The 12,195-nt window shown below is 42.1% G+C and carries 12 protein-coding genes; 8 read left to right on the forward strand and 4 right to left on the reverse strand.

Features of this window, described 5'->3' with window-relative positions; all coding sequences use genetic code 11:
* Positions 1 to 17 precede the first annotated feature (17 nt).
* Positions 18 to 1,091 (reverse strand): PhoH family protein, encoded by a 1,074-nt coding sequence (locus LZZ98_RS06545; protein ID WP_237787136.1) that lies wholly within the window; start codon positions 1,089 to 1,091, stop codon positions 18 to 20.
* A gap of 38 nt (positions 1,092 to 1,129) precedes the next feature.
* Positions 1,130 to 2,584, reverse strand: coding sequence for a tRNA (N6-isopentenyl adenosine(37)-C2)-methylthiotransferase MiaB (gene miaB, locus LZZ98_RS06550; protein ID WP_237787137.1), 1,455 nt, complete (start codon positions 2,582 to 2,584; stop codon positions 1,130 to 1,132).
* Positions 2,585 to 2,940: 356 nt separating this feature from the next.
* Here miaB and LZZ98_RS06555 point away from each other — a divergent pair, with 356 nt between their 5' ends.
* The 5 genes from LZZ98_RS06555 (at position 2,941) to LZZ98_RS06580 (ending at position 7,861) form a co-directional block, all read left to right on the forward strand.
* Complete coding sequence (locus tag LZZ98_RS06555; protein WP_237787138.1) at positions 2,941 to 4,914, forward strand: lytic transglycosylase domain-containing protein; 1,974 nt, start codon at positions 2,941 to 2,943, stop codon at positions 4,912 to 4,914.
* A gap of 32 nt (positions 4,915 to 4,946) precedes the next feature.
* Positions 4,947 to 5,603 carry a ribonuclease T2 family protein gene (locus tag LZZ98_RS06560; RefSeq protein ID WP_237787157.1) on the forward strand — a complete coding sequence of 219 codons (657 nt, stop codon included), beginning with the start codon at positions 4,947 to 4,949 and terminating at the stop codon, positions 5,601 to 5,603.
* Between the two features lie 154 nt (positions 5,604 to 5,757).
* The gene (locus tag LZZ98_RS06565; RefSeq protein WP_086174414.1) at positions 5,758 to 6,744 is read left to right on the forward strand and encodes a malate dehydrogenase; all 987 of its coding nucleotides are present in this window, start codon (positions 5,758 to 5,760) and stop codon (positions 6,742 to 6,744) included.
* 170 nt (positions 6,745 to 6,914) lie between these two features.
* Complete coding sequence (locus LZZ98_RS06570) at positions 6,915 to 7,193, forward strand: DUF2789 family protein (RefSeq protein ID WP_237787139.1); 279 nt, start codon at positions 6,915 to 6,917, stop codon at positions 7,191 to 7,193.
* A gap of 407 nt (positions 7,194 to 7,600) precedes the next feature.
* Complete coding sequence (locus LZZ98_RS06580; protein ID WP_166168765.1) at positions 7,601 to 7,861, forward strand: DUF2789 family protein; 261 nt, start codon at positions 7,601 to 7,603, stop codon at positions 7,859 to 7,861.
* Between the two features lie 177 nt (positions 7,862 to 8,038).
* Here LZZ98_RS06580 and LZZ98_RS06585 read toward each other — a convergent pair whose 3' ends face one another.
* Complete coding sequence (locus LZZ98_RS06585) at positions 8,039 to 8,566, reverse strand: hypothetical protein (protein ID WP_237787140.1); 528 nt, start codon at positions 8,564 to 8,566, stop codon at positions 8,039 to 8,041.
* Positions 8,567 to 8,641: 75 nt separating this feature from the next.
* The gene (locus tag LZZ98_RS06590; protein WP_237787141.1) at positions 8,642 to 9,244 is read right to left on the reverse strand and encodes a 2OG-Fe(II) oxygenase; all 603 of its coding nucleotides are present in this window, start codon (positions 9,242 to 9,244) and stop codon (positions 8,642 to 8,644) included.
* Between the two features lie 117 nt (positions 9,245 to 9,361).
* On the opposite strand from LZZ98_RS06590, the gene LZZ98_RS06595 reads away from it, so the two are divergent.
* The 3 genes from LZZ98_RS06595 to LZZ98_RS06605 form a co-directional block, all read left to right on the forward strand.
* Positions 9,362 to 10,219 (forward strand): 23S rRNA (adenine(2030)-N(6))-methyltransferase RlmJ, encoded by an 858-nt coding sequence (locus LZZ98_RS06595; protein WP_237787142.1) that lies wholly within the window; start codon positions 9,362 to 9,364, stop codon positions 10,217 to 10,219.
* Positions 10,220 to 10,264: 45 nt separating this feature from the next.
* On the forward strand, positions 10,265 to 11,092 hold the full coding sequence (gene pssA, locus LZZ98_RS06600; protein ID WP_237787143.1) for a CDP-diacylglycerol--serine O-phosphatidyltransferase: 828 nt from the start codon (positions 10,265 to 10,267) through the stop codon (positions 11,090 to 11,092).
* 38 nt (positions 11,093 to 11,130) lie between these two features.
* Positions 11,131 to 12,195, forward strand: a 1,065-nt coding sequence (locus LZZ98_RS06605) for a DUF6670 family protein (protein ID WP_237787144.1), incomplete at its 3' end; no start/stop codon positions are given.

Raw genomic sequence — 12,195 nt, forward strand, 5'->3', positions numbered from 1 at the left:
TGAATCCTTAAAATATCTTAATCCTGAGCATCGGCAGCGGCATCATTTTCAGCAATCAATGCTTCCTGACGCGCTTTACGTTCTGCCCGTGCTTCAGCATTAAGACGGTGTTGTTCACTGTCCCATCCTTCATAGGCTTCGACAATTTTTTGTACCAGCTGATGACGAACCACGTCACGAGAATGGAAACGAGTGATATGAATTTCAGTCACCGGTTCCAGCACACGTAAGGCATGTGAAAGACCGGACTGTTGACCACGTGGCAAGTCGACCTGAGTGATATCACCGGTAATGACCGCACGTGAACCAAAACCTAAACGGGTCAGGAACATTTTCATCTGTTCCGGTGTGGTATTTTGCGCTTCATCTAAAATCACGAAAGAATGGTTTAAAGTACGGCCACGCATATAGGCGAGGGGCGCAACTTCAATAATCTGACGTTCAATCAGTTTGGCCACTTTTTCAAAGCCCAGCATTTCATACAGGGCATCGTAAAGTGGGCGCAAATAAGGATCGATTTTCTGGCTTAAATCCCCCGGTAAAAAGCCGAGTTTTTCACCGGCTTCAACCGCAGGACGCACCAGCAAGATACGCTGAATTTCATTGCGTTCCAGCATATCCACCGCAGCTGCTACAGCCAGATAGGTTTTACCTGTACCTGCAGGGCCAATACCAAATGAAATATCGCTTTGCAAAATACGTTGCACATAGCGTTTCTGGTTAGCACCACGCGGGTTGATTCGACCTTTACGGGTTTGCAGCCACACCTCATTCAGACCGGTATGTTCCTGATGAGGATCGATTTGTAATTCACGGTCAGTTTGACTGCCCTGAATCATGAGATGCAAGGTATCTGCACTCACTTGCGGGCTAATTTCGGTTTCTTCATGTAGACGCATCAAGAGGCTTTCAGCTCTCTCTACTGCATCGATTTCACCATCAATGTAAAAGGCTTCGCCTCGATGGGAAATGTTGACGTTTAAACGTTGTTCAATTTGTTTCAAATGACCGTTATAAGCACCAAGCATGCCTTTCAAACGCTCCATCGAAACACCAGGAAAAGTTACTGTACGCCGAATCGCTGCAGTCAAGAGAATTCCTTATAAATGGTCTAGCCGATTACCTTACATTACGCCACGTCAGGCTCAAGATTCAAGAGCTCACCGTAAACAAAATTCAAAGTTTTAATTTCGGTAATCTCAATCTCTGCAAAACGTCCAACCCAAGCCGGATCACCAATGAAGGAGACATAACGGGTGTTGTCTGCCGTACCGACCAAAAGGTTCGGATCTTTATCGGATACGTTTTCAATCAATACGCGCTGAATGGTGCCGAGCATGGCATCTGTTTTATCAATGCTTGAGCGTTTAATCCATTGCTGAACTTTGGCCAGACGTTCTTTTTTCACATCTTCAGGGGTGTTGTCTTCAAGTTCTGACGCTGGTGTACCCGGACGTTTTGAATAAATGAAGCTGTAAGAATGGTCGAAATCCAAATCTTTGATGAATTGATAGGTTTCTTCAAAGTTCTGATCAGTTTCACCCGGGAAACCAATAATAAAGTCTGAAGATAAATGTATATCTGGACGGACTTGACGTAACTTTTTAATCTTCTCGATATACACGTCGATGGTGTGGTTACGTTTCATCGCTTTCAGTACATCGTTTGAACCACTTTGTACCGGCAAGTGTAGATGTGAAACCATTTGTGGCAAATCACGGTAGCACTGAATCAGGTCGTCGTTAAATTCAAGCGGATGTGAAGTGGTATAACGCAAACGGCCAATGCCCGGAATTTCAGCCACCAGACGTAGTAAATCTGCAAAAGTACAGATTTCACCTTCGAAAGTTTCACCGCGGTAACCATTGACGTTTTGACCGAGTAAAGAGATTTCGCGTACGCCTTTTTCCGCCAGACCGGCAATTTCAGCCAGTACGTCATCTAAAGGACGCGATACCTCTTCACCGCGGGTATAAGGGACTACGCAGAAAGAACAGTATTTGGAACAGCCTTCCATAATTGAAACAAAGGCTTTATAGCCTTCAACACGCGGTTCAGGTAAAAAGTCGAATTTTTCGATGTCAGGGAAAGAAATATCCACCAGCTTGATTTTATCTTTCTTTGGTTTTTCAATTTGATCGTTATGCTGATCCAGCATTTGCGGCAAACGGTGCAAGGTTTGTGGACCAAAAACCATATCGACATAGGGTGCACGTTTTTGAATGTTATCACCTTCCTGAGAAGCGACACAACCACCGACACCAATCACCAGATCAGGATTTTTTTCTTTCAGCTTGCGCCAGCGACCCAATTCGGAAAACACTTTTTCCTGAGCCTTTTCACGAATTGAACAGGTATTCATGAGCAGGATATCTGCATCACTTGGATCGGTTGTTAACACATAACCGTGTGAATCGCCCAACAGGTCTGCCATACGATGACTGTCATACTCATTCATCTGACACCCTTGCGTTTCGATATACAGTTTTTTGACTGAACCGTCGGCTGGGGTGTGCTGTGGCTGGGTAACAGTGTTTTCTGAAGCAGCTTGGGCACTATTTGGAATGAAGGTTTGAACCGTCATGTAGGCTCCTAAAAGGTAAATCGATGAAATCGCCATTCAAGATTGACCGGATCAGGTCGGATGAGCGAGCAATATTTCCTTTTTTATTTCAATACTTAATTGCATTGATTGAGAAAGATGAGGCTAGCTGCAATCTTGAAAAAATTGCGATTTGAATACAAGAAAGGCGCATATTTTAGCAGGAATCGAAGCTAAACTTATAGATATAAATAAAGCTACAAGAATATTGATTTGTGAAGTAAAAATGATTGAAAATTAATATTGTCTAATCATAAGGTTACACAACAGAACAGTAGAGTAGTTTAATAATAATTAAACTATTCAAAAATGATTAGATGCGACCAAGGCAATACTAAATGACAGAAGGCAAGCATATGTTTAATCGGGTAATCAATAAAAATTATTATAAAGTGCTTGCTTTAAGTGTGGCATCTAGCGGTTTTATTTCGATTTCCCATGCAGCCGATGAACAGTTTAATGATGCTTTGCGTGCTGCCAACTCAGGCAATGTTGCTTTATTACAACAATATCAGGCGTCGATGCAAAATGACGTACTGGGCTATTATCCCGAATATTGGTCATTGAATAGTAATTTAGCCAATCAGCCGGCCGGTAATATTGTTAATTTTTCCCAGCGTTATCCTCAATCTGCGATGGCTGAAAAACTGGCTGCCGATTATGTCGAAGAAAAAGTAAAGCAAGCCGATTTTGTGACGGCACAACCCATTTTACAGTATGTGACCAATCCGGATCAGGCAGAAAGCTGTGCAGTTGCTCAAGTTCGTGCAAAATCGGGTGATCCTTTGGTTTTTGCTGAATATAAGGATGTTTGGCTCGCCACCAGTTCACAACCTGAATCGTGTACCGGTTTAGGACGGATGATGCTGTCTAGCCCGCTGATGACCGAGCAGGACAGACAGCAGCGCCTATGGGGGCAACTGCGCGCAGGCCAGTCCGGTTTGGCTTTGGCAACTGCACAAAGTCTGGGTATGAGCCTGTCCCTTGCACAGCTCAATCAAATTCAGGCCAATCCTTTAAATTATTTATGGACTGCGCCTAAAGCTACTAGTGCAGATCAGGCTTATTTGATTTATGCCCTAGGACGTTTGGCCGATAGTGATTTAAATACCGCAATGGCTTCGGTAAAAAATGCAGCAGAAGGGACACCGCTGCAAGTACAAAAAGCACTATACCGTGCTGTGGGCTATATTGGTGGTACCACAGTGATGAAAAACAACTTTAATCGTGAAGTGCTGAATTATCTGGATGCCAGTTATGGATTGCCCTTTAGTGCGGAAGAAGCGGAAGTTTATGCCCGTCAGGCCATTCGCTTCAGTAGCTGGGAAAGTTTGATTCGGGCCATTGATGCCATGAGTGTGACCCAGAAACAGGAAGATCGCTGGCAGTACTGGTTGGCACGGGCTTCGGAACAGCGTGGCGATGCTAAATCTAAACGTGTAGCGCAAGAAATTTTTAAAAAGTTGGCTCAAGGGGATGATTACCATAATCTGCTGGCCAGAGATAAATTAGGCCAGAGTTACAATAGTATTCCCAATAATGTTCAACCTTCAAATAGTGATGTGCAGCGTTTAAGCCAAAATATTCATTTCAACCGTGCTTTTGCTTTACGCCGGGTAAATGCACCAGATAGTTATGTGAATCGTGAATGGAACTGGGCGGTGCGACAGGCCTATTTAAAACATGATGATGGCTTGCTGCTGGCAGCTGCAAAACGTGCAACAGATATGGGTTGGTATGATCGGGCCATTTATGCTGCTGACCGTACCGAATCCAAACACAACTATTCTTATCGTTATGCCATGCCACATCAAAGCTATGTGGTCAGCCATAGCCGTAATGCTGGTATAGATCCTGCATGGGCCTATGGTTTGATGCGTCAGGAAAGCCGTTTTGTTTCGCAGGCACGCTCGCATGTGGGCGCAGGCGGTTTAATGCAAATTATGCCGGACACGGCAAAACTTGTAGCCCGCCAAATGGGTGAAACCTATAACCCTGCAGCTTTAACCGATATGAATACCAATATTCGTTATGGTACTTTTTATTTGTCGATGATTCAGAACCAGCTCAGCAATAGCCCTGTGCTGGCAACGGCTGGCTACAATGCGGGGCCAAACCGGGCACGTCGCTGGCAACCCGACGCTCAGTCCATTGCCGCGGATCAATATACTGAAACCATTCCGCTGACTGAAACACGTGATTATGTAAAACATGTGATGACTAACGCAACGCATTATGGGGTATTGCTTGGGGAAGGGGCGCAATCGATTGAAAAAAGAATGAATATCATTCCATTGAGAATAAATCCTTAAACTTTAATTTTATTGATAGGTCTGACTTGTTGATGATATTTTTTGGGCAAACTTCAGTTTTAGCAAGATGGGCACTGTTCGGGGTGAGCGGTGCTGGACTAGGGCTACTTGCACCTCAAATTTTTGCCGAGCCTTTGCAGGGCTATGTCATGGTCGTGCAAATGACCCCCGCTGTATGTATGTTTGATGCTCAAAAATCCAAGCAGCGAAAATGTCTGGAAGGTTATTCACTGAATATTTCCGGTTTGTATCCAGAAACTTCAGAATCTGAATGTAAAACATCATCTTCCGCCATGCTATCGCCGCTGCAGGCGAAAGTCGTGGCACGTATCATGCCAGATGAAAATGCACGCGTGCAGCTTTGGCGGGGAATCGGTGGATGTGTAAAGATGAATTCAAGTCAATATTTTCGTACCATCATTAATTATGCCGAACGTCTTAAAGTCCCGGCTGAGTTGACCAGTCCTGAAACACGAACCATGCATCAGACCAATCTTCGGTTACGGTTTTTGCGTTTAAATTCGAGTTTACCTGCCAGTGCAATTAAATTTAACTGTGCGACCTCTCAAGGAAATGCCATTCTGACCGAAGTGAGACTTTGCTATAAAAATAACGGACAGTACAAGCAATGCTCAGTAGCGGTAGAAAATAATTGTCCCAATTTATTCATAATAAAAGGCTCTTACTAAGCTTTTTTATATTTCCTATCAGACTTTTGTTGAAATTCATTTTCTTTTCAATGCATATCGAAAAGGATTGGAGTACAATCTTTCGCGTTTATGATTATTAGATTAAACATTGATTATTTAATCGCATTGACTATCCTCAATTGGAGATAATTACATGAAGCAACCTGTTCGCGTTGCCGTTACTGGCGCTGCTGGTCAAATTGGTTACAGCCTATTATTCCGTATTGCTAGCGGCGAAATGCTTGGTAAAGACCAACCCGTTATTTTGCAATTGTTAGAAGTTCCTTTTGAGAAAGCTCAACAAGCGCTTAAAGGCGTAATGATGGAACTTCAAGACTGCGCATTCCCACTTTTAGCGGACATGATCGGTACTGATGATCCTAAAGTTGCATTTAAAGATGCTGACTACGCGTTATTGGTTGGTTCACGTCCACGTGGTCCAGGTATGGAACGTGCTGACCTTCTTAAAGTGAACGGCGAAATCTTCATTGGTCAAGGCCAAGCACTTAACGAAGTTGCTAGCCGTGATGTTAAAGTTCTTGTTGTAGGTAACCCTGCTAACACTAACGCTTACATCGCTATGAAATCTGCTCCAGATCTTCCAGCTAAAAACTTCACAGCAATGTTACGTCTTGACCACAACCGTGCTGCATCTCAAATTGCTGCTAAAACTGGTAAAGCGGTTAAAGACATCAAACAACTTACAGTTTGGGGTAACCACTCTCCAACAATGTATGCTGACTACCGTTTTGCGACTATCAACGGCGAAAGCGTTAAAGACATGATCAACGACCAAGATTGGAATGCAAACACATTCCTTCCTACAGTTGGTAAGCGTGGCGCTGCAATTATTGAAGCTCGTGGTTTGTCTTCTGCTGCTTCTGCTGCTAACGCTGCAATCGACCATATGCGCGATTGGGCTCTTGGCACAAATGGCGAATGGGTAACGATGGGTATTCCTTCTGACGGTTCTTATGGTATCCCTGAAGGCGTAATGTTCGGTTTCCCTGTGACTACTGAAAACGGTGAATATAAAATCGTTCAAGGTCTTGAAATCGATGCATTCAGTCAAGAACGTATTAACTTCACTCTTAACGAGTTAGAAGAAGAACGTGCAGCGATTGCTGACATGCTTAAATAATTTAATCTAAAAGATTAAATTAAAAAAAGCACGCCAATGGCGTGCTTTTTTTTGTTGCATCATTTTTATAGAACAAAAAATAACATGCTGTGATGGAGGGATAACTGAATTATTCAAGTTTTTTGTCTAACTTATAAGCAAGATCATCAATAAAAGCTGAGGTACACAAGATGTTAGAGCAGCTCCCTACCATGGAAGTTTTTTTTGAACAATTAGGGCTGGATTCAAGCCCTAAGGCCATTGATGAGTTTATCCAGACCCATCAAATTGGTATGGATGTTCCGTTACATAAAGCCCCGTTCTGGTCTAGGTCACAGCACGATTTTCTGATTGGTCATTGGAAAGAAGATGATGATTGGGCAATTTTTGTTGATGTGCTCAATGAACAATTACATATGGATGCTGAAGGCTCCGGAGCATGCGACGTACCTGTGTATGACCAGAAATAATATTTTTATTATTTCTGGTTTAAAGGTTATTCATTATTATCGGAGTCTTAAATGGTATTTGAACAATAGCCTACTTTTTGGAGCTCTTTTTTGAACAATTGGCTCTGAATTCGAGTCCAAAAACATCCATGGTCAATTGACCATGGATGTTTCTTTATATACAGCACCATTCTGGTTGCGTGTTCAGCATGATTTCATTATCAGTCATTGGAAAAAAGGATGATGAATGGGCGATGGCGGTCGATATCTTAAATGAACACTTGCATACCGAAGACCGGTTTTCAACCTCCACGTATCAGTGAACACAAATTGAAACAACAAACCTAGTTTTATGACTAGGTTTTTTTATGAACATCTTATAAGTTAATTGAATAATAAATGATAGTTTGGTTGATAAGGAGTGTGCCATGCTTATGAATAATAACCCATCCTTTAAAATGTTATTTGAACAACTCGGGCTGGCTTCTAGCCCTGCGGCTGTTGAGCTTTTTATACGGACCCATCAATTACCTGCACATCAAAATCTGCATGATGCTCCCTTCTGGAATAAATCCCAGCGTGAGTTTTTAATTCGCTATTTAGTGGAAGATGCAGATGAGTGGGTCATGTTGATTGATGAGCTGAACCAGCAATTACATATGAATGCTACTAAATTACAGCCTGCTTAAACTTCGATCTTAAAATTTTCGATCCTTATTGGTATTTTTAATCTTATTTAGGGAAAAGGAAGACGAACAAGAAGTCAATGGACGACTGAAAAATGGGAGCGATATCCTTATTCTGAAGAATAAAGCACCGAAACAGAAAACGCCTCATCGGAGGCGTTTTTTACAGATGCATCAGCATTAATGCAATTTACTTTTTACTAAATTAACAAACCAGTCGTGTTCACGGAATGGGTGGAAGGCTGGATGCTGCTGTAGTAGGATTAAGTCAAACTCAGCAGTTTTACTGTATTTTGTGAGCCAATGTCGGGTTAATGCCGTTTCACTTTTGACCGCAGAAGCATAGGCCAGGAAGAAGTAAATATCTCCATACTCATCATGAGTAATGGGTTTTAAGATTTGCTGGGTAATTAAGGCAAATCTTTGTTCCTTGGTGATTTCGAAATACAGCATATAGGCTTTGGCCAAATGCATGGATAAGTTCATATATAAACTTAACGGCATTTCTTCAAATTCAATACGACCCTGTTCAAGCAATACTACGGCTTCTTGCAGGAAATGAAGCTGTTCCTGACGTACGATACTGAGTGTAACCAATTGCATACGTAACTCAGCGCGTTCCAAGGCAAGTTTTGGTGTATTCCCTTGTAAATACAACTGATCGGTTTCGCCAATACGTTGAATAATTTGTTGGGTGTTTTCCCGCATCGGTTACATCCTCATCTGTCTATGATTGCTATATGAGGATGTTTTTCCAGATTTAAAGCATCCTCTGGGGGTAAATTACCAAATGGAATTGCCGCTGCGTAACCATGCGGTAATGGATAAGCGCTGATGCTTGGTTTTGAGTACCTCATGCAATAAATCACTTTGGAATAGGGCAATGCGGTTCGGTTTTGGCGGGATGATGTGCCATTGATCCTGCTTGTCCTGCAAACGTAATTCACCGCCCCAATCTTCGTGCCAGTCTTCATGTAAGTAATAGACTGCCGAAATCACACGGTCATTTTTTTGTTGTGGATTGTCGCGGTGCAAGGCATAAAACTCACCGGCGTTATAACAGGCAAAATGGGCTTCAACTTCACGAATACCGAGGAAAAATGCGCGGTTCAGTTGTTCGGCCAAGCCTTGCAGTGTTTGTATGTGCTGTTGGGCTTTTTCTAAATATTCATTAATCCATAAAATGTGATCACTACGAATTTTGCTGATTACACCGTTCTGAATGGCAGCATCTCTAAACTGATTTAAATGAGAAATACATTCTTCAGCCAAAGCCTGTACATAATCCTGAGGATAAAGATCATCAATAATGGTAAAGCCTTGCTGATCTAAATCTTCAATAATTTGATCAACATTGCATGACTTCGGGAGGTGAATTACATCCATAAAGATAGACTCAAAAACAGGATAGAAAAATGCTGACGTATTCTAGAGCAAGATATCCTGCGGAACGAAACATTTTTTCATGCTAAAATATCGGTTGATATCAGGAATTAAAGAAACATGAATTACCGTCACCATTTCCATGCAGGCAACTTTGCCGATGTCATGAAGCATGTGTTATTACTGCAACTTTTAACACGTTTAAATGCCAAAGATAAACCTTATCGCTATATCGATACGCATGGTGGGGCAGGTAAATATGATTTATCGACTTCTGCAGCACAGAAATCAGGCGAGTTTTTAAATGGTATTCATCGTTTAATCAAGCTTGATGATTCAATTACTCGTAATGCACCTGAAGGCGTAAAGCAATATCTTAAGATTGTTCAGGATATGCGTGAAGTTTCAGGTAAAGGGGCTTATCCAGGTTCACCATGGTTTGCCTTGGAAGGCATGCGCGAAATAGATAAAGCGACTATTTTTGAAATGCAGCCCGAGGTGTTTCAACAGTTGCGCTTTAATGTTCGTGACCGCCGTGCCGGTTTGCATGAGCGTGATGCCTATGAAGGTTTGCTTGGGGTGATTCCACCGAAAGAAAAGCGCGGTTTGGTGATGATTGATCCGCCTTACGAATTGGAACGTAAAGATTTTCCACAATTGGTAGAATTGTTGGTTGCTGCATACAAAAAATGGCCTACCGGTGTTTTTGCAGTCTGGTATCCGATTAAAGACCGCGCCATGATTGAGCGTTTCGAAAAGAAAATGATCAAAACTGGTATTCGCCGTCAATTGGTGTGTGAAGTTTGTGTGTGGCCAGATGACACTCCAGTGGGCTTGAATGGTTGTGGTTTACTTGTGATTAACCCACCTTGGAAATTTTCTGAAGATGCGGATGAAGCATTACAATGGCTGTTCCCGCATTTGCGCATGAGTGAAAATGGTGGACATGCCGCTGTCCGTTGGTTGGTTGGCGAATAAGTTATACGTTTGAAAGAGATACGGTTACATTTAGGATCGACAAGAATGACAAGTATAAACAAACCTGAAAGTGAATCTTCTACACGTGATGAACATGGTTTTGATGGCATCACCTTTGAAGTGGAGGAAGAAGAGCATACCCATGAGGGACAAAAGGTGAAACGTCGTGGAATCTATCTGTGGCCGAATCTGATTACCACGGCAGCTTTGCTGTCTGGCTTTTACTCCATTATTGCCAGTATGAATGGTGATTTCATTCACGCCATTTATGCCATTTTTCTGGCAGCTTTGTTTGATGGATTAGATGGTCGGGTAGCGCGTGCAATTGGTGCTCAAAGCCCGTTTGGCGAACAGTTCGATTCCTTGTCGGACTTGCTTGCTTTCGGTGTGGCACCGGCTATTTTAATGTATAGCTGGTGTCTACATGATTTGGGACGGATTGGGTTAGCCGCCTGTTTTGTGTATACCGCTTGTGCAGCATTCCGTTTGGCACGCTTCAATGTACAAATTGGTGTGGTGGATAAGCGCTATTTTATTGGTGTTGCAAGTCCATTAGCCGCCGTGATTATTATTACCCTGATTTGGGTTGCACAAGATTTCCCGCAAATTTTTGATGTACGTGAATTTGGTATTCAGCTCTTTAATGCTATAGCGATCATTGCTGTGGGATTACTGATGATTTCTAATATCAAATACTATTCATTTAAAACATTTGATCGCAAACGCGTTCCATTTTTTGTGTTGCCGATCGCTGTATTTATCTTTGCCGCGATTACTTATAATATTCCTGTAGGGATTATGGTAATTTCCATTATTTATGCACTGTCTGGTTTTGTGACCACTTTCCTTGCGAGAAAAAATACCGCCATATAAAAATGAGAACGCTATACTGAAAATAAAAGGAGCAAGATATGCAGTTGTTTCAAGATTTATTTGATCGTTCCAAACAACTCAATCAGGCTCCACTTCAGTCGCGCTTGGCATATCATGCGCAAAAAGGCCGTTATAAAATCATTCATCAAGGATTGATGATTCCTAATTTGCCGGCACCCTTACATTATCTTAATTTTATTAGCCTGATTGGTCAGCCGAATGCGGCAATGCTGCGTAATGAAAGTGCTATTCATACCACCGCCTTAGATACTGCAACCACGATTGCCAGTATTAGCTCGCATATGGTGGGGCAATTGAATTCTTACTCGGTAGGACAGGACTGTTTTTTTACAAAAGGGCATTTTCAGTTTTCAGATCGGGAAACAATTCGCGGCAGTTTTCCGCATTTTCAAATACAGCGTAAAGATAAAGAACTGAGTTTTGATTTATCGATTACCACCAGCAATATTATTTCTTATTTTACTCAGTTACGTATGGGGTTGGCGGATCACTGGTCTTTACTGTGTCAATGTGAAGGGCAGCTGACTTATAAAGAACAAAAATTTGAAATTCAGCAGATGGGCTGTTTTGAATATGCACGCTGCATTAATTTTTCCTATTTGCCTTTGGCATTTTTTACGTATCAGGTAATAAACCTGGAAAATCAGCGTCAGCTGCTTTTGGCACAAATTCGTGATTCTTTTAATGGCATTTTGCAATCACGACTCTATTTAAGAGATGCAAAAACAGGCAAGACACAAATGTTTGACCAAAACGTTCGCTTTAAGGTGCATCGGGTTTATCCAAAAGTAAAAACACCGAATGGACAAAGCATGTATTTGCCACGTGAGTTTGAATGGGGCTACGAAGGTAAAGATGGCACCTGCATTTCCATACAAGCACAAAGCCGTGGAGATTTTAAATTTGGCCTGGCGGCAGGCTATGTGGGCAGTTTTAAATATCAAATCCGCATTAATCAGCAGGAAGAAACGGGTGAAAGTGGTTATTGTGAATATATCGATTGCCGCTCACTCACCTGGCAAGAAAAAAATAAACAAGAAAAAATGCGCGATGAATTAGCCAATCCTGTACCTTTTGCATGC

The sequence above is a fragment of the Acinetobacter sp. SM34 genome (assembly GCF_022012365.1).
Lineage (GTDB): Bacteria > Pseudomonadota > Gammaproteobacteria > Pseudomonadales > Moraxellaceae > Acinetobacter.